The 18,096-nt window shown below is 63.3% G+C and carries 16 protein-coding genes; 10 read left to right on the top strand and 6 right to left on the bottom strand.

The features are described 5' to 3' along the window. Window positions 1-11: 11 nt before the first annotated feature. Window positions 12-629, bottom strand: coding sequence for a mercuric transport protein MerTP (gene merTP, locus OIS53_RS20200; RefSeq protein ID WP_044017963.1), 618 nt, complete (start codon window positions 627-629; stop codon window positions 12-14). Then, entirely contained in the window at window positions 626-1,009 is a 384-nt protein-coding gene (locus OIS53_RS20195; protein ID WP_044017964.1) for an ArsR/SmtB family transcription factor, read from the bottom strand. The genes merTP and OIS53_RS20195 overlap by 4 nt, the downstream gene beginning before the upstream one ends. A gap of 110 nt (window positions 1,010-1,119) precedes the next feature. Here OIS53_RS20195 and OIS53_RS20190 point away from each other — a divergent pair, with 110 nt between their 5' ends. Both OIS53_RS20190 and OIS53_RS20185 read left to right on the top strand, forming a co-directional pair. Beyond that, the gene (locus tag OIS53_RS20190) at window positions 1,120-3,192 is read left to right on the top strand and encodes a toprim domain-containing protein (protein WP_264682531.1); all 2,073 of its coding nucleotides are present in this window, start codon (window positions 1,120-1,122) and stop codon (window positions 3,190-3,192) included. A gap of 82 nt (window positions 3,193-3,274) precedes the next feature. Next, the gene (locus tag OIS53_RS20185) at window positions 3,275-4,039 is read left to right on the top strand and encodes a hypothetical protein (RefSeq protein ID WP_264682530.1); all 765 of its coding nucleotides are present in this window, start codon (window positions 3,275-3,277) and stop codon (window positions 4,037-4,039) included. Between the two features lie 211 nt (window positions 4,040-4,250). Here the strand turns inward: OIS53_RS20185 and OIS53_RS20180 are convergent, their stop codons facing one another. The 4 genes from OIS53_RS20180 to OIS53_RS20165 all read right to left on the bottom strand — a co-directional run bounded on the left by OIS53_RS20180 (window position 4,251) and on the right by OIS53_RS20165 (window position 12,552). Next, on the bottom strand, window positions 4,251-6,359 hold the full coding sequence (locus OIS53_RS20180) for a heavy metal translocating P-type ATPase (RefSeq protein WP_264682528.1): 2,109 nt from the start codon (window positions 6,357-6,359) through the stop codon (window positions 4,251-4,253). Window positions 6,360-6,429: 70 nt separating this feature from the next. Next, complete coding sequence (locus OIS53_RS20175; RefSeq protein ID WP_264682526.1) at window positions 6,430-7,626, bottom strand: efflux RND transporter periplasmic adaptor subunit; 1,197 nt, start codon at window positions 7,624-7,626, stop codon at window positions 6,430-6,432. Between the two features lie 24 nt (window positions 7,627-7,650). Beyond that, on the bottom strand, window positions 7,651-12,045 hold the full coding sequence (locus OIS53_RS20170) for a CusA/CzcA family heavy metal efflux RND transporter (RefSeq protein ID WP_264682524.1): 4,395 nt from the start codon (window positions 12,043-12,045) through the stop codon (window positions 7,651-7,653). Window positions 12,046-12,222: 177 nt separating this feature from the next. Then, on the bottom strand, window positions 12,223-12,552 hold the full coding sequence (locus OIS53_RS20165; protein ID WP_264682523.1) for a DUF6660 family protein: 330 nt from the start codon (window positions 12,550-12,552) through the stop codon (window positions 12,223-12,225). Window positions 12,553-12,919: 367 nt separating this feature from the next. On the opposite strand from OIS53_RS20165, the gene OIS53_RS20160 reads away from it, so the two are divergent. The 8 genes from OIS53_RS20160 to arsB all read left to right on the top strand — a co-directional run bounded on the left by OIS53_RS20160 (window position 12,920) and on the right by arsB (window position 18,096). Continuing rightward, complete coding sequence (locus OIS53_RS20160) at window positions 12,920-13,147, top strand: hypothetical protein (protein WP_264682521.1); 228 nt, start codon at window positions 12,920-12,922, stop codon at window positions 13,145-13,147. A gap of 32 nt (window positions 13,148-13,179) precedes the next feature. Then, window positions 13,180-14,088, top strand: coding sequence for an ArdC family protein (locus OIS53_RS20155; protein ID WP_264682519.1), 909 nt, complete (start codon window positions 13,180-13,182; stop codon window positions 14,086-14,088). 135 nt (window positions 14,089-14,223) lie between these two features. After that, window positions 14,224-14,637 (top strand): hypothetical protein, encoded by a 414-nt coding sequence (locus OIS53_RS20150; protein WP_264682517.1) that lies wholly within the window; start codon window positions 14,224-14,226, stop codon window positions 14,635-14,637. A gap of 136 nt (window positions 14,638-14,773) precedes the next feature. Then, on the top strand, window positions 14,774-15,124 hold the full coding sequence (locus tag OIS53_RS20145; RefSeq protein WP_264682515.1) for an ArsR/SmtB family transcription factor: 351 nt from the start codon (window positions 14,774-14,776) through the stop codon (window positions 15,122-15,124). A gap of 52 nt (window positions 15,125-15,176) precedes the next feature. Next, window positions 15,177-15,635, top strand: a complete 459-nt coding sequence (locus tag OIS53_RS20140) for a DUF6428 family protein (RefSeq protein ID WP_264682513.1) — start codon at window positions 15,177-15,179, stop codon at window positions 15,633-15,635. Between the two features lie 73 nt (window positions 15,636-15,708). Continuing rightward, window positions 15,709-16,482: a metallophosphoesterase family protein gene (locus OIS53_RS20135; protein ID WP_264682512.1), complete on the top strand. Its 774-nt coding sequence runs from the start codon at window positions 15,709-15,711 to the stop codon at window positions 16,480-16,482. A gap of 11 nt (window positions 16,483-16,493) precedes the next feature. Then, complete coding sequence (locus tag OIS53_RS20130; RefSeq protein WP_264682510.1) at window positions 16,494-16,988, top strand: GNAT family N-acetyltransferase; 495 nt, start codon at window positions 16,494-16,496, stop codon at window positions 16,986-16,988. A 13-nt stretch (window positions 16,989-17,001) separates the two neighbouring features. Beyond that, window positions 17,002-18,096 (top strand): ACR3 family arsenite efflux transporter, encoded by a 1,095-nt coding sequence (gene arsB, locus OIS53_RS20125; RefSeq protein ID WP_264682573.1) that lies wholly within the window; start codon window positions 17,002-17,004, stop codon window positions 18,094-18,096.

Genomic DNA, 18,096 nt, shown 5'->3' with positions numbered 1-18,096 from the left:
GCAGGGGGAGGTTAGTTCGTGGCCAGCACTTTGTAGCCAGTGCCGTTAATAGCTTGGGCGACCTGCGCGGCGGGGCTTTTGGCCGCATCAAAGCGGACTTGCGCTGTGCCCTGGTCGTAGGAAACGGTCACGGCCTGCACGCCCGGCAGCTGCTGCACCGCGTGCTCGACGTGTTTCGCGCAGGCGTCGCAGGTCATGCCCCCGATGCGGTAGTTCGCCGTTTGCCAGACCGGTCCGGCTGCACTTGCGGCCACTGGAACGGGTGCGACTGGGGTGGGGTACAACTTTGCCCCGTAGTAAGGGAAGGCCAGCAGCAGCGCCGCCAGTACCGTTACCACACCTAGGAAGACCTTGGACTGCATAAAGGTGGGTTTTGTGTCCACTGTGCAGCCGCAGGCATCGGCGGCCGGCGCTGGTTTGAGTTGCTGATACCAGGCAAAGCCCAGTGCACCCACGGTAAGGGCTACTGAGTAAGGCCGCAGGGGTTCGAGCCAGGCAAAGGCCGAGGCCACGCCGCCCAGGCCCCCCAGGACCGCCAGCAACGGCGTGATGCAGCACAGCGACGCGGCCAGCGCCGCCACCAAGCCGGCCCCGAGCAGGGGTTTGTTGGAAGAAGGGGAAGTATTCATAAGGCCGATTGAAGCGAAGGAGTGGCCGCTAAGCCCGCCAATAGCGGTTGCAGAATGGGTAAATGCGGTTGGCTGAGGGCATAAAACACGGTCTGGCCGACCTTATGGGCGTGCAGCACGCCCCCATCTTTGAGCTTGCGTAAGTGCTGGGACACGGCCGAGACGGTCATTTGCAGCACGTCGGCGATGTCGCACACGCACAACTGCTGTTCGTCGGCCAGTAGCAGCAGAATTTTTAGGCGCACCTCGTTGCCGGCCAGGGCTAGGACCGAGGCCAGGGACTGAAGGGCCGGCTCAACGTGCGCCAATCGCGCCTGGCACTGCTCGATACGGGCCGTATCAGCGAATACCCGGATGCAGGCAGTAGCTTTTTTAGTCATGGTTATGCAAAGGTACTACTTGCGAATTTAAGCAATTGCTAAAATAAAAAGTTTCTTCTTTTTAAGCTAAAGCGCAGTCTTTGCTTGCATTTCATCACAGTATCTAATCCATGGAACACGAGCTGACTTTTCAGAAAATCAAGGAGCAGGTGGAACTGCCCGAGTTGCTGAGCCACTTCGGCTATACCCTCAAAAAGGGGGAGCACCTGGGCCGGGGCAAGTGGTACGTATTCGAGGGTGACGATACCCTGGTTGTGTTCAAGGGCCGGGGTGGCGACTGGATGTATTTCAACGCCCAGGACGACCGCGACAAGGGCAGCGTCATCGACTGGATGAAAAACCGGGTGAGTTCGGGACGCATCGCGGGTATTGCCCAGCCGCCGGGCCGCAACCTGTGGCAGGCCGTCAACGACCACTTCCGCACCTACCTGAACCTGCCCGAGCAACAGCGGCCCCGGCTTGAGTTGCCGTCCATTGCCGAAACGGCGCCCGGCGAGAAGTTCCACAGCATCTTCACCAAGGATTGCCGGCCGTTGGAAGACACCACGTACCTGGAAGGGCGGGGCATCAGCCAGGCCACGCTCCGACACCCGCAGTTCGTCGGGCGCATTCTCAACCACCGGCATACCGTGCAGCGGCCGGGCCTGCCGCCCAAAACTTACGTCAATACGGCCTTCCCGGCCTACCACGAAGGGCGGGTAGTAGGCTTGGAACTGAAAGGTGACGGCTTCAAGGGCCAAGCGCCGGAAAGCCAGTTTTCCCGCTCGCTGTGGCTCAGCCGGCTGCCCGAGGCACGGCCAGCAACGGTGCTCGTCGTCAGCGAATCGGCCCTCGATACGCTGTCCTACGCGCAGCTGCATCCCCAGGAAAGCGCCCTGTACGCTTCCACCGCCGGCACGCTTACCCAGAACAAGATTTTCGAGCTGCAGCGGCTGCTGCGCGAGGAGCACATTCCAGCCATCCGGGCCGCGTTCGACAATGACACCCAGGGCCACCACTTCGACACGCGGCTGCTGGCGGGCCTGGCCAGCGACCAGAACCCCATGAAGGTTGTGCGGGAGCACGAGCATCAGTTGACCGTCGAAATCGTGGCACCCCAGCCGGCCGGGGTGCAGGCGCTAAGCCGCCAGTTACAGGCCTACAACGAGCACACCAGCCAGCAGTTCAGCCAAGCCAATGGCGCCCCCGGCACGCCGGCTACCGACTTGACCTTACGGGAGCAGCTGATTCACTCGCAGAAGCTAGGAGCACACACTTACCAGTTTCACGTGCCAATGAACGCCGCCGCGCTGGCCGCTTTCAACCTGGCGGCCAGCCAGACTCTGGCCTTTGCGCACCGGGTTGAAATTGCGAAAAGCCAGGGCAAGGACTGGAACCAAGACCTCAAGCAGGACCAGCTGCAACGGGTGGTACAACGCGAATTAAGCCCCGTGGACGAGGACCAGCACGGGTTTGGGCAGGAGCACTGGGACAACCCCGCTCAGGAAGGCCTGGGTAAGATAGCGCGGCAGCACGAAGCGCAGGCGACGGCCCGCGCCGGCGGGCAGCGGCTGCTGGTAGTGGAATTACGTGAAAGCCGGGATGCCGTAGCATTGCTGCCTGCCCTGCGCGAAAACTTGGAGCGAGTGGGGCTAACCATTGACCACGCAACGAAGCACAAACCAGGTGCAGCCCGCGAGATTGTTACGGAGCTGACGTTGCGCTACGCCGCTGATTCGCCCCAACTTCTTGTTCTTAGTGACACGCTAGATGCGTTGCGACAGAGCCCGCACATTACAGTCGTTGAGCCCCCACAGGATGCCGCAGAACGCCGGCAGCAGGCCGCTGCGCGGGAGCAGACGCGACAGGCTGGGGCAGCGTTAGTGCCGAGTGGTTCGGCTGCCCGTGACCAAGCCCGGCACGCGTTTATCCACGCAGCGGGGCAAGTCGCCAGGGAGTTGCGCAAGAGCGCCGCCACCCTGGATGCAGCCCGATTGCAGGAAGTCAGCCGGCAATTGCTGACCAAGGCGACATTAACGGGAGTGAATCAGGAAAACGTCGGGAAGGTTTTAGCAGTTGTCGATACCTTGGAAACAGTAAAGGCCAGTCCAGCAGTAATCCAGCTGCGGCAGGCCGCCCACCTACTGCAGCAGCCTACCGAACTTGCGCAGGAAGTCCGTCCACGAATTACCCCTCGGCTGTAAAGCCAGCAGCAGTATGGCCCTATTCAACAGTGTTTCGGATTGTGTTCGGTACCTGGAAGTGTGTACAAACGCTTTCCCGGTTTTGGGCGAAATCATCAAACCCGGAGACATTAAAGCCTGGGTCAAGCAATTGGAATCCTGTGCCAGTTTGGACGACTACCTACTAGGCGAAAATGGCAATCTGAATCTGCTGAACATCTCGATTGCGACAGGTTGGGGCTTGGAGAATGGCCGGGAAGCCGAGGCGTTGACTCACTATAAAAGGCTGTTGCAGAGGCTGAGCGTGTACTTGGCAAAGTTTGAGAAGCTGAAAGCCAACAGGGCTTTTCGCGGCAAGGTCAAAAATCTGTCAGGTACGAGCTTGCTGGCAACCCTGAGTGAGCTGGCGCTGGCGTATTACCTGGCGGGTGAGGGGTACGAAGTGAAGTTTGAGACCAAGTTCAAGCGCACGGATATCACTACCGAGAAAGACGTGGACTTAACCGTGACCGACGGCCGGGGGCAGATAGCCCACTTGGAAGTTTTCATGCCCCACAAGACGATGGATGTTGATGGATTCTTTGACCTGGACGAGGACGATGCAGATTTTGCAGGCAGGGTCAGTGCTAAGCTGCTGGATAAATTTGGCAGTGAGGGGTTTAGTGGCTTGAATGGGCAAGTGTTTTTAGCGGTGAACAAGGCTTTTTTTGATAGGATTCGTCTCAAAGACGCTCTTTCGTACACAGCCAGCGACTACCGCGCACTTGCCAGACTTACCCCACGCCACGTCGACGGAATACTTCTGTTCGAAGACGATTTCGGGTCCGACAATTCTTTCCGATTGGGGCCGCTGCTGCGGAGGCCCTAGTGCCGCTTTCTGGGGGAGGCTGCTTTCTTAGGCCGTGGCCCGTGCCGCCAGCATCAGCTCGGCTAAGGTGCACAGCTCGTAGCTTCTCTGCCCGAAGTAGCCCTTGCTCAGGCCGGCCACGGCCTCGGCCGGGCCTTCGAGCAGCCCAATAAAAAACGTGTGGAAGCCGAGAGCAACCAGAAAGCCCGCACGCGGTAGCCGAAGCGGCTTATTAGAATCGCATCCGCTGAATGCGCACGGCGTTCAAAATGGCCAGCAGGGCCACGCCCACGTCGGCAAAGACGGCTTCCCACATGGTGGCCAGGCCGCCGGCGCCCAGGGCCAGCACCACACCTTTCACGGCAAAGGCCAGCCAGATGTTCTGCCACACCACCGTATGCGTTGCGCGGGCAATGCGCCGGGCCGTGGCAATCTTGCTGGGATGGTCGGTCTGAATCACCACGTCGGCCGTTTCAATGGTGGCGTCCGAGCCCAGGCCGCCCATGGCAATGCCCACGTCGGCCAGGGCTACCACGGGGGCATCGTTCACCCCATCGCCCACGAAGGCCAGTTTATGGCCCGCGTCCTTGTACTGCTGCACGTAGCGGGCCTTGTCTTCGGGCAGCAGCCCGCCGTGGGCTTCGGTGATGCCCAACGCGGTGGCCACCCGCTGCACGATGCTGTCCTTGTCGCCGGAGAGCATGACCAGCTTCGTGATGCCATCGGCTTTCAACTCCTGCACGGCGCGGGCCGCGTCCTCCTTCGGGGCGTCGGCCACGGTCAGGTAGCCGGCGTACTGCCCGTTGACGGCGGCCACCACGATGCTGTCCACCACCTGGTCCACCTCGGGCGGATAGGCCACGCGGAACTTGGCGAGCAGCTTGGTGTTGCCGGCCAGTACGTCGCGCCCGTCCACCCGGCCGCGCAGGCCATGGCCGGCAATTTCTTCCACGTTTTCCACCGCCACGCCAGCCGCGGCGGCGCCCACGTGCGTGACCACCGCCTTGGCAATGGGGTGGGTCGACTTGGTTTCCAGCGCCCCCAGCAGGCGCAGCAGCTGCTCGGGTGCCGTGCCGGGCGCGGGCTGCACCTGCTGCACAGCAAACACGCCCTGGGTGAGGGTACCCGTTTTGTCCATGACCACGGTGTCGAGCTCGCGCATCGCGTCCAGAAAGTTAGAGCCCTTGAAGAGAATGCCCGTTCTGGAAGCAGCGCCGATGCCGCCGAAGTAGCCCAGTGGGATGCTCACCACCAGCGCACAGGGGCAGGAAATAACCAGGAACACCAGGGCTCGGTAAAGCCAGTCGCGAAACACGTAATCCTCGACCACGAAGTAGGGAACGGCCACGAGCAGCGCGGCCAGCAGCACCACGATGGGCGTGTAGGTCTTGGCAAACTTGGTGATGAACTGCTGGGTCTTGGCCTTGCGCCCCACCGCGTCCTGCACCAGGGCCAGGATTTTGGCCAGCTTGGTGTCCTGGTAGCCAGCCGTTACGGCGACCTGAATCAACGATTCGAGGTTGACCATGCCCGCGAGCACCGGCTCGCCCGCCTGCTTGGTCTGGGGAACCGATTCGCCGGTTAGGGCGGCAGTGTTCAGCGAGGCCGGACCTTGGACCAACGTACCGTCGAGGGCCACTTTCTCGCCGGGCTTCACCTCAATGGTATCGCCCACCGCCACCTGCTTGGGGTCGAGCACCACGGCCTGCCCGTCGCGCAGGACCGTGACTTCGGTGGCTTGAATTTCCAGCAATGCCCGGATGCTGCGCTTGGCCCGGTTCACGGCCGCGTCCTGGAACAGCTCGCCCACGGTGTAGAACAGCATCACGGCCACGCCTTCCGGGTACTCCCCGATGGCAAAGGCGCCGAGCGTGGCCAGGCTCATGAGCAGAAACTCGTTGAAGACATTGCCCGACGGAATGCTTTGCAGCGCCGAGCGAATGACTTTCCAGCCCACCAGCAGAAAGGCCACGGCGTACCAGGCCAGCCGCACGTAGCCGGCGAAGAACCCCACCCGGTAATAGTCCAGGGCAAGGCCGGTTAACAGCAGCAGCAGGCTGATACCCGGCAGCAGGTACGGGTTAACGCCGGCGTCATCACCGTCCCGGGTGGGGGCAGGTGCGGGGGAGGCGATGACGGGCTGGCCGGCCAGGTTCACCACCCGCTTGCCGGGGGGGCGGTGCGGGGCGCGGTGGTCGTGACCGGGCACATCGTGGCCTTCGGGCTCGGCGGCCGCGTCGGGGGTAAGCTGGTCGCGGCTGAGCGCGCCCACGTTTTCGAGTTTCGCCTGCTTGGCGGTGTTGAGCTCGTCGTTGGTATCGGGGGAAGTAGGGTCAGGCATTGGAGAATACGCGCATGGGATGAATAAACAAGAACGGTGGCCGGGAGGGGCCGTGCGCCAGGCGAAGCGGCTACTCTTCCTCTTCGGCGTTTTTCAGTTTGGCCAGCAGCGAGTAGGCCCCGTCCGTAACGAAGGTGGTTGTCGCCGGCACGGTTTCCGGCAGGGTGACTTCAGTGTAGTCGTCTTCGCTACGGCCCAGCGTCACGGGCACCATCCGGTAGCGGCCGGGCGCCTCTACGGCAAAGGCGTAGTTGTTGCCCTCAAAGCGCACCAGGGCGGCATTGGGCAGGGCGGTGGCGTCGGAGCGGCCGGTTTCGATGGTGGCCCGCACGTACAGGCCCGGTAGCAGGGCGGGGTCGTTTTCCTGGTCGAGGTGGCCGTGCACGCGCACGGTGCGGTCCTCGCCGATGGCCTTGCCCACCAAGTATACCCGGGCGGTTCGCTCGCGGCGGGAGCCGGCGGAGTCACTGGCCAGCGTGAAGCGTATCAGCTGTCCTTTCTGCACCCGGGCCACGTCCTTCTCGAAAACGACCAATTCCACGTGCAGGTGCTCGGGGTCCACGATTTCAAACAGCGGCTCGGTGGCCGTCACGCTCTGGCCCACCGTCACGTTCACGGCCCGCACGAAGCCCGCCCTGGGCGCCCGTAGCGTGGCCGTGGTGGTGATGGGTCCGCCTACCGGCAGCCCGGCGATGCGCAGCTGCGCGGCCTGCGCGGCCGTTTGCACCTGCAGGGCTTCCGCTTCGGCCTGGGCCCGCTGGTAGTTTTTGAGCGGTGCCACTTCCTGCTGGTAGAGCTCGCGCTGGCGGGCCAGCTCGGCGTTGGCAAACTTCAGGCGGCTGCGCAGCTCCAGGTACTCCTTCTGCAGGGTGACAAATTCGGGGTTGCGCAGCACGGCCAGGGCTTCGCCCTTGCGCACGCGGGTACCCTGCAGCAGCTCGGTGCTTTGCACGTAGCCGCCCAGCGGCGCCGTAATGGACACGGCGCTTTCCGGCGGCACGTCCAGCGTGCCGTTCACGGCCAAGCCCGCGCCCATCGCCCGGGTGCTCAGGCGCCCGGTTTTCAGGCCGCCGGCCTGTTGCTCTGCCGGCGAGAGCGTCACTACGTCCGAGGCTTCGGCTGCTTCGTCGGCGTTTCCGGCCGAGGCCTCGCCCGCTTCTGTTTTCCGGGCGTCGGTGCTTTCCGCGTCGGCGGACTCAGGTTTTTCTTTGCTGCAGCCGGCCAGCGACAGGCTCAGCAGCAGCAACAGGGATGCTATTTTATTCATGAGAAAAAGTCCGAAGGATACGGATTACTGGGCGGCGCCGAGCAGGTAATCCAGGTCAATGACGGTCTGGTTGTGCTGCAGCACGGCATCGAGGTAGGCCGTGCGCACGCTCAGGGCGCGCTCCAGGTTGAGCAGCAACTCGGAATAGGTGGTTTCGCCGGCTTTGTAGGAGAGCTGGCTTAGCCGGACAATCGCGGCGGCCTGGGGCAAGGCCGTTTGCTCGTAAAACCGCACGCGCCGCTGCTGCTCCTGCAGGCGCGTGCGGAGCTCGTCCAGCTGGGCCGCCGCTTCGGCCCGGTAGCGCTGGTAGGTGGCCGCGGCCACCTGCTCCTGCAGCTGGGCTGCCTGCACGCGGGCGCGCTGCGGCCCCCGCACCAACGGAAGGGCCACCCCAGCCTGCACGCTGTGGAACCGGTCACCGGGCCCGTAGGTCACAGGGCGGCCGCCTTCCTCGTAGACGCCGCGCAGCGACTGGTTCGTATAGCCCACGCTTACTTCGGGTAGGCCCCGGGCCCGTTCCAGCCGCGTTTCAGCCCGTCGCTCGGCTATCTGCTGCTGCAGGGCTCGGGCCTGGGGCGTGGCCGCCAAGCGGGCGGTGTCGGCGGGGGGAGGGGGCAATAACTGCAGGGTGCTGTCGGCGACGGTAATGGCCTGCGGGGCCTGCAGCAGCGCCTGCAGTTGCCGTTGGGCCACCACCAGGTCGGCGCGACTCTGGGCCAGCAGGTTCTGGGTTTCGCCCTGCTGGATGATGGCGTTGGCCGGTTCCAGTCGGTTCACCTCGCCGGTTTTAAACCGCAACTGCGCTGCCCGCAGAAACTCGGAATAGATGCTGTCCTGCCCGCGCAGGGTGCGCAGGCGGTGGCGGGCGTAGACCGCCTGCTCGTAGCTGCGGCGCACTTGCCGGCGCAACTCGGCCTGTACCTGTGCCAACTGCTGCTCCCGCCCCGCAACCTGCGCCTGGCTCAGGCCGGCCTGCGCGCGGTAGTACCCGGGCAGCGCCAGCGACTGCCCAATGCTCACCACGTTGTCGGGCTGGGGCGAATTGATGGAGCCGTACGTGCCGACAAGAGTGGTGCGGCCCACGTCGTAGGCCGTGCGGCGCAGGGCCTGCTGGGCTTCCAACGCGCGTTGCGCAGCCTGCACCGTGCCGTTAGCTTGCAGGGCTTGCCTGACGGCCTGGGTGGCCGACAGAGGACCCTGGGCCCGCGCCGGCGAGCCCGTCAGCACCCCGCCAAGCAAGCCCAGGAACAGGACCAGGGAAGCCGGCAGGACCGGGGCCGGCGTTGGCTTTTCGGCCGGCTGGGCGATGCGCTCGGACCACGCGTAGAGCACCGGCAGCACCAGCAAGGTCAGCAGGGTGGCCGTGACTAAGCCGCCAATCACGACGGTGGCCAGCGGCCGTTGCACTTCGGCCCCCGCCGATTGCGACAGGGCCATGGGCAGAAAACCCAGCGAGGCCACCGTGGCCGTCATCAGCACCGGGCGCAGGCGCACCTGCGTGCCTTCCAGAATGCGCTGGTAGAGGTTTTGGCGGCCTTCAGCTTTGAGCTGGTTGAAATAGCCGATGAGCACGATGCCGTTGAGCACGGCCACCCCGAACAGGGCAATGAAGCCGACCCCGGCGGAAATGCTGAAGGGCATGCCCCGCAGCCACAGGGCCAGCACCCCGCCGATGGCCGAGAGCGGAATGGCCGTAAAAATCAGCACCGACTGCTTCAGCGACCGGAACGTGAAGAACAGGAGCACAAAAATCAACAACAGGGCCACGGGCACGGCGATGCCCAAGCGCTCGGTGGCCTGGCGCAGGTTCTCGAACTGCCCGCCATAAGTGGTGTAGTAGCCCGGGGCCAGCGGCAGCTGCGCATCGACCTTGCCCTGCAGCTCCCGCACGACGCTTTCCACGTCGCGGCCCCGCACGTTGAAGGCCACCGTGATGCGGCGCTTGGCGTCGTCGCGCTGGATTTGGTTGGGGCCCTCCTGCAGGTCCACCGTGGCCACCTGTTCCAGCGGTATCTGCTCGCCGCGGGGCGTGGCCACCAGCAGCTGCCGCACGTTGTTGATGTTCTGGCGCAGCTCCGGGGCCAGGCGCAGCACCACGTCGAACCGGCGCTCCTGCTCGAAGAGCTGGCCGGCGGTCTGGCCGGCGAAGGCGGTTTGCACGGTGCGGTTCACGTCATCGGCATTCAGGCCGAAGCGGGCCAGGCGGTTGCGGTCGAGCTTGACCACGATTTGCGGCAGGCCGGTGACCTGCTCCACGTACACGTCTTCGGCCCCTTCCACCTGCCGGACCAGGCGGGCCGCGCGTTGGGCGTAGGCTCCCAGCAGCTGCAGGTCTTCGCCGTAGATTTTGAGCACCACGTCCTGCTTGGCGCCGCTGATAAGCTCGTTGAAACGCATCTGGATGGGCTGCTGGAAGCCGAAGGTCATGCCCGGAATCACGCGCAGCGCCTCGGCCATCCGCTCGGCCAACTCTTCCTGGGTGCGGGCCGAGGTCCACTTGCGCGGGTCTTTCTCCAGGATAACCATCAGGTCACCGCCTTCCACCGGCATGGGGTCGGTGGGAATTTCGGCGGCGCCGATTTTGGTGACCACCTCCTTGACTTCGGGAAACTGCCGCTGCAGAATGGCGGCGGCCTGCTGGCTTTTATCGATGGTATAGCTCAGTGAGGAGCCGGTGAGCGTGCGCATCTCCACAGCAAAGTCGCCTTCCGAGAGCTGCGGGATGAACTCCCCGCCCAGGGTGCGAAACAGCAGCAGCGCCCCGGCAAAGAGTACGGCGGCCGAGCCCAGCACCAGGGCCTGGCGGCGCAGCGCCCACGCCAGTACCGGGCGGTAGCGGGCTTCGAGCCAGCGCATCATGCGGTCGGAGAACGTGCGCGTGCTGGCCGTGGAGCGGCTCAGCACCAGCGCCGACATCATCGGTACGTAGGTCAGGGAGAGGATAAAGGCGCCGATGATGGCAAAAGCCACGGTTTCAGCCATGGGGCGAAACATCTTGCCTTCAATGCCGGCCAAGGCCAACAGGGGCAGGTACACAATCAGGATGATGATTTCCCCAAAGGCGGCGGAGGAACGAATCTTGCTGGCCGCGTGGTAGGTTTCCTCGTCCATCTGGGCGGCATTCAGGCGGCCCGCCGGCACCTGCAGCTGCCCGCCGTGCAGGCGGTGCACAATGGCTTCGACGATGATAACGGCCCCGTCCACCACCAAGCCGAAGTCGATGGCGCCGAGCGAGAGCAGGTTGCCCGACACGCCGAACAAGCGCATCAGGCCGATGGCAAAGAGCATGGCCAGCGGAATGACTGAGGCCACCACCAGGCCAGCCCGCCAGTTGCCGAGGAAGAGCACCAGCACGAAGATGACGATGAGCGCGCCCTCCACCAGGTTGGTTTTCACGGTACCGATGGCACGGCCCACCAGGTCGGAACGGTCCAGGTACACGTCGATGGTGACTCCTTCGGGCAAGGACTTGCGCACGGTCTGCATCCGCTGCTTCACGGCCTGGATGACCTCGTTGGCGTTGGCCCCTTTGAGCATGAGCACGATGCCGCCGGTGACCTCCCCCTCGTCGTTGCGGGTCATGGCCCCGTAGCGCACCGCCGAGCCCACGCGCACGTCGGCCACGTCGCGCACGAGCACGGGCAGCCCGCCCTGGGTGGTGCGCACGACGATGTTGCCCAGGTCGGCGGCATTCTCGGCCAAGCCCTCGGTGCGGATAAAGTAGGCCGTGGGCTTCTGGTCCAGGTAGGCCCCGCCGGCGTTCTGGTTGTTGGCGGCCACGGCCTGGTACACCTGCTCGGTGGTGACGTTCAACGCGCGCAGGCGCGCCGGGTCCAACCGGACTTCGTACTGCTTGAGCTGGCCGCCGAAGCTGGCCACGTCGGCCACGCCGGGCGTGCCCAGCAGCTGGCGCCGCACTATCCAGTCCTGAATGGTGCGCAGCTCGCGGGCGTCGTAGCGCTGCTCGTAGCCGGGCTTGGCCCGCACCAGGTACTGGTACACCTCGCCCAGGCCGGTGCTGACGGGCGCCAGCTCCGGCCGGCCGACGCTGGGCGGAATCTGGCTTTCCGCCTCGCGCAGGCGCTCGGCCACCTGCTGGCGGGCCCAGTAAATGTCAATCTGGTCCTCGAAGACGATGGTGACCACCGACAGGCCGAAGCGCGAAAACGAGCGCACTTCCTCGCGGCCGGGAATGGTGGCCACGCTCTGCTCGACGGGAAAGGACACCAGGCGCTCGATGTCGCCGGCGGCCAGCGACGGGGCCACCGTGTAGACGACGACCTGGTTGGTGGTGATGTCGGGCACCGCGTCAATCGGCAGCCGACTCAGCGAGTAGCCGCCCCAGACGACCAGCGCCAGCGTCAGCAGCCCAATGAGGAGCTTGTTGTGAATGGAAAAATGAATCAGCCGGTCAAACATCCGTTGCTGTGGGGGTTAGGTCTAACACTTCGGTTACGACCTGCTGGCCCATGCCTAGGGCGGCGGGGCACGCGGCACTCTCGCGGCAGATGGCCGCCACGAGCATATGCCGGCAGTCTGAATACGCGCACGTGCTCAGGCTACCTGAAGGAAGTCAGCAGGAAGAATAGGGAAAGGCTAGGCCTGGGGCGGCTGCCACACGGCCCCCGATGCCCGCGTCGGAGCGGCTACCACGAAAAAAGCGTGGCGCTGGGCCTTGTTCCAGTCCGGCAAGGGCGCTTGCACCAGGGGCATCGTTGCCGGCCCCGGCATAACCACGCCGGGGCAGCAGTGGCACTGGCAAAGGGGGGAGCACCAATCACCCAGGGCATTGGTGCCGTCGCTGGAGTGAGAAGTGGCAGCCATGGTCGTCTGCTGCGGGTTTTTGCCCACGGAGGCTTCGTCGGAGCAAGTCATTATCGACAGGCACGAGAAGTAGAAGGCAAAAAACAGGGCTAGCAGGCGCATTTGCTGACAAAGGTACTAATTCTACTTAGGCAACACCGCTATTACCGCCCGACGCACGGAATGGTTTTCTCGCAGGTACAAGGCAAGCAGCATCCAAGCTTCTTTGACTAAAGTTCAGCCGCACAAGATACCCTGCGCGCGGAAAGGTACAGGCCGCTTACCGTGAACGAGAGATGGAGTCGTCCCATGAAAGCGAACAAGAGGGGAAAAGCCAATCTTTATGCCATAAATAAGCTAAAAAAGCATTAATAAATAAGCTAAAAAAGCAACTTTAACGAATGCTCTTGCGTTTAATAAGTATAAGCAACGCACCTAAAACAGCTTGGTAATCATGGTGTCAACGCCCCTTTCCCCTGCTTGCGCGCTCTTGGTTTCCTCGGCTCGCCGGAACCTGCGCGAAGTGCTCAATCATCCCGCCTTCAGCGCGGAGCGCCGCCAGAAGGCTGAGCCGCTGCTGAGTGCCTGCACCGATGCGGCCCAGCTGCTGCGCTGGAAGCTGCTGGCCCTGCAAGAAAGCGAGGCCTGGGAAGATGCCCAGCTGGCCCGCGAGGCGCAGGAGCTAGGTCCGGCCGCCCACCCCGATTACCTCTACTAACGCCTTTTCAACCACTTACCCGCCTTTGGTTTATGAAAAATGCCCCCGCTGCCGCCCCCCGCACCGATGTGTATGACATCATCACCAACCGGATTATTCTGGCCCTGGAAAGCGGCGTTGCCCCGTGGAAACAGTCGTGGAACGCTGCCCACGGCGCGCCCCGTAACTACCGCAGCAAGCACGTGTATCAGGGCATCAATGCCTTGCTGCTGGCCATGCTCCAGCACGAGCAGCCCTATTACCTGACCTACAACCAGGCCCGCGAGCTGGGCGGCCAGGTGCGCAAGGGCGAGAAGGGTATGCCCGTGGTATTCTTCAAGGTGTCGAAGAAAGAAGATGCCCAGGGCAAGGAGAAAAAAGTGGCCATCCTGCAGTATTCCACCGTGTTCAACATCGCCCAGATTGACGGCGTGGAGTGGAAACTGCCCGAGCCGGTGCAACGCGAGCACACGCCTCAGCAGGCCGCCGAACAGATTGTGGCCGGTTACGCCGGTGGCCCCCGCATTCGCTACGCCGGCAGTGAGCCCCACTACCGCACCAGCACCGACACCGTGACCGTGCCCGAGCCGGCGAACTTCCACACGCCCGAGGATTTTTATACGACCCTGTTTCACGAGCTGGCACATTCCACTGGTCACGCCAAGCGTCTCGACCGGGCCACGCTCACGGAAAAGGCGGCTTTTGGCAGCGAAACCTACGCCAAGGAAGAACTGGTGGCCGAGTTGGGCGCCGCCTTCCTGAGCAACGCCGCCGGCCTGAACCTGGCTGTAACCGAACCCAGTACCGCCGCTTACCTGGCCAACTGGCTGCAGGCCCTGCGCAACGATAAGCGCCTGATTATCTCCGCCGCCAGCCAGGCCCAGAAAGCCGCCAATCATATTCTGGGCATTGTGCCCAGCTACGGAGCCGACAGCCTAGATGCTCTGCCCGAAGCGGCCTAGTAGGGAGTAGGGGAGAGGGAGCCGGCTGGCAATGGTTAGCCGGCTCCCCAGCGCGCCAACAAAAGGAAAATGTCCGGCCCGGAGTTAGCCGTCAAGGACTCCGCCGTTTCACCATTTACCCGTTACTGCCCTGTTATGTCAATTCCAGCCGCTTCTGCCGCCCGTCAGCCTACTCTTAGCCCCGCCGCCTGGGTGGGTGAGCCGCAAGCCTGCCCGGCGTGGGTCGGGTTTCCCAGCCTAGCGGGCCTGCCAGCTGGGCTGCACTGGTCTGGCCGCGGCGAGGTGCCGGCCATCGGTGCCCGCGTGCATATCTACCTGAACGGCTTCGGGCCGGCCGAGGTGAAAGCCTACTTTCACGCCGAGGGCTTCCTGGGCGTGGTGTGCGCCCCTGAGGTGCTACCCGCCTGGTTTCAGCGGCAGTGCCCCGGTGTTACGCTAGGCCACTGCTTCGGCCGGGAATTAGAACCCTACCAGCCCACGCCAGCGCCGGTTGTTGGCAGTCCGGAAGATTGGATACCCGATTACCCGCTGACGGATAAAAGCGAGTAGCCTAGCTATGGCTAGTATGCAGGCCTAGCTGCTACAATGGATAGCTCATTCAATGGAGATAGCGCAAAAAAATAACTTATGCCGTAAACATGCGTCATATTATGTCGTATATTTGCGACATACTTCACGTCCTGCCATGACCTACGCCAAAACTGCCGCCTTTACCGAAGAACAACAGCAACTGGCCCGCGTGGCGAAGGCGTTGGCGCACCCGGCCCGCGTGGCCATCATTCAACTGCTGGCCTCTAAGCAGACGTGCATCTCCGGCGACATCGCCGCCGAGCTGCCGCTCTCGCGCACCACCGTCTCGCAACACTTACAGGAGCTCAAAGCCCTGGGCCTCATCCGCGGGGAAATCGACGGGCTGACCGTGTGCTACTGCCTCAACACCGAGCTGCTACAGCAGGTGCAGCAGCAGTTCACTGCCTTCTTCATTGAAGCTACTGCCAGCCCGGCCTGCGGGCCCGCGGATGCGTGCAGCTGCTGATTCCGCCGCTGCTACCACCTTTTCTTCACCCCATAACCCAACCCCTGTACCCATGAACATCGCCGACATGAAGCAGTCCCTCGCCGGACTCGACGCCGTGAATTTCCGCCTGCCCGACGGCACCTACCTACCGGCGCACTTCCACGTGACGGAAGTGGGCCTCGTGAGCAAGCATTTCATCGACTGCGGCGGAGTGGAGCGCCGCGAAACCGTAGCCAACTTCCAGCTCTGGGAAGCCGGCGACTACGACCACCGCTTAGCACCCCAGAAGTTTCTGCACATCCTGCAGCTCTCGGAAAAGATTCTCGGCCGCGAAGACCTCGACATCGAGGTCGAATACCAGCAAGCCACCATCGGCAAGTTCGGCCTGGCCTTCGATGGCACCGATTTCGTGCTCACGCCTAAGCACACCGCCTGCCTGGCCCAGGAGGCCTGCGGCATTCCGGCCCAGGACCTGGCCCTGCCCCAACTGCAGGTAGCCGGTTGCACGCCGGGTGGCGGGTGCTGCTAACGGATTCAGCGGCGCAGCCCTCCCGGGCGGCGCCGTTTCTCTGTTCCCTTCTTCCCATTTTTTTCTCTCTTCCATGACCATTGCCTTTTTCTCCGACGTGCACGGCAACTTACCGGCCCTGGAAGCCGTGCTGGCCAATATCGAGCAGCGCCGGCCCGACATGATTTTCTGCCTGGGTGACTTAGTGGGGTACGCCCCCTGGCCGAATGAAGTGGTCAATGAGGTCCGCCGGCGGGGCATCCCCACGCTGGCCGGCAACTACGACCAGGGCATTGGCCTGGCCAGCGAGAACTGCGGTTGTGCCTACAAAACGGATACGGAAAAAGACCTGGGCGCCCAAAGCATTGCCTTTACCAACCAGGTCGTCGGGGCCGACGAACGGCGCTACCTGCGCTACCTGCCCAAGCACATGCGCCTGGACTTTCAGGAAGAGCCCTGCACGCTGAGTTTGCTGATGGTGCACGGCTCGCCTCGCAAAATCAACGAGTACCTGTTCGAGGACCGACCCGAAGCCAGTTTCCTGCGGGTGTTGCAGGAAGCCAACGCCGACATCCTGCTGTTTGGGCACACCCACAAGCCCTACCACCGCACCTTTGCTTACGAGCACGAAGGCCAGACCCGCTACCGGCACGCGCTCAACATCGGTTCGGTGGGCAAGCCCAAGGATGGCGACCCGCGCGCGGCCTATCAACTGCTGCACCTGGACGAGCACACCACCCTGACGGACCCCGGCAGCGTGCGCTCGGAGCTGGTGCGCGTGGCATACGACGTGGAGAAAGCCGCGCGGGCGGTGGAGGCCTCGCCGCTGCCCAACGAATACGCGGACATGCTGCGCAAGGCCTACTAACCCTTTCTGTAATGACGATTATCCCGATGACGGACGCCCACTGGCCGGCGGTGAAGGCCATTTACGAAGCCGGCATGGCGACCGGCAATGCTACGTTTGAAACCCAGGCGCCGGAATGGGAAGCTTGGAACAACGCTCACCTAAGCCACAGCCGCTTGGTGGCGGTGGACAACACGGGCGTGGTGTTGGGCTGGGCGGCGCTCTCGCCCGTGTCGAGCCGTTGCGTGTACGGCGGGGTGGCCGAAAGCAGCATTTACATAGGCACCGACGCCCGGGGGCAGGGCGTGGGCCGGCAATTGCTGGCGGCGCTTATTGCCGAGTCGGAAGCCCAGGGTATCTGGACGCTGCAGGCAGGCACCTTTGAGGAAAACAGCGCCAGCATCGGCCTGCACACGCAGGCGGGCTTCCGCATCATTGGCTACCGGGAGCGAATTGGCCGGCACTACGGCGTATGGCGCAATACGGTGCAACTGGAGCGTCGCAGCCCGACTGTGGGGATTGCATAACGACTACTACACGATGACGACGCTGAACCCTTCTGCCCCGCCAGTTCCCGCCGTGCTAGCCGAAAAGAAGCTCTCTGGTCTGGACCGGGGCCTGACGCTGTGGATATTCCTGGCCATGGCGCTGGGCGTGGCCCTGGGCTACTTCGTGCCCGGCATCAACCGGGTAGTGAATTACTTCTCGGTGGGGGCGGTGAACATGCCGCTGGCCATTGGCCTGATTTTGATGATGTACCCGCCGCTGGCCAAAGTCAAGTACGAGCAACTGCCAGCGGTATTCCGCAACACACGCATTATCGGGCTCTCGCTGTTTTTAAACTGGATACTGGGCCCGCTCCTCATGTTTTTGCTGGCCATCTGGCTGTTGCCTGACAAGCCGGAGTACATGATGGGTCTGATTCTTATCGGCATTGCCCGCTGCATTGCCATGGTGCTGGTGTGGAACGACCTGGCTGATGGCTCGCGCGAGTACGCGGCCGGGCTGGTGGCGCTGAACTCCCTTTTCCAGGTGCTGTTTTACTCGGTGCTGGCCTGGCTGTTCATTACGATATTGCCACCTTACTTTGGACTCAAAGGCTACACCGTGAGCATCGGCATCGGCGACATTGCCCAAAGCGTGCTCATCTACCTGGGTGTTCCATTCGCGGCGGGCTTTCTCTCGCGCACCCTCCTGCGCCGGTTGAAAGGCGACGCCTGGTACGAGCAGGTCTTCCTGCCAGCTATCAGCCCTATTACTCTGGTGGCGCTGCTGCTCACCATCGTGGTCATGTTCAGCCTCAAGGGCGAAACCATCGTACAGGTGCCGCTCGACGTGCTGCGCATCGCCGTGCCGCTGGCCCTGTACTTCGGCATCATGTTCGTGCTCAGCTTCGTGGTGGGCAAGTACTTGGGGGCTGACTACGCGGAAAATGCCAGCATCGCCTTCACAGCCACGGGCAACAACTTCGAACTGGCCATAGCGGTGGCCATCGGTGTGTTCGGCTTGAACTCGGGCCAGGCTTTCGCTGGCGTCGTTGGACCGCTCATCGAGGTGCCCGCCCTGATTGCGCTGGTCAACCTGGCATTCTGGTTCCGTCGGCGCTGGTACAGCCACAGTCACCGAGTCCAGTAG

It is taken from the genome of Hymenobacter sp. YIM 151500-1 (genome assembly GCF_025979885.1).
Lineage (GTDB): Bacteria > Bacteroidota > Bacteroidia > Cytophagales > Hymenobacteraceae > Hymenobacter.
This window is presented reverse-complemented; position numbering and strand designations above follow the sequence as displayed.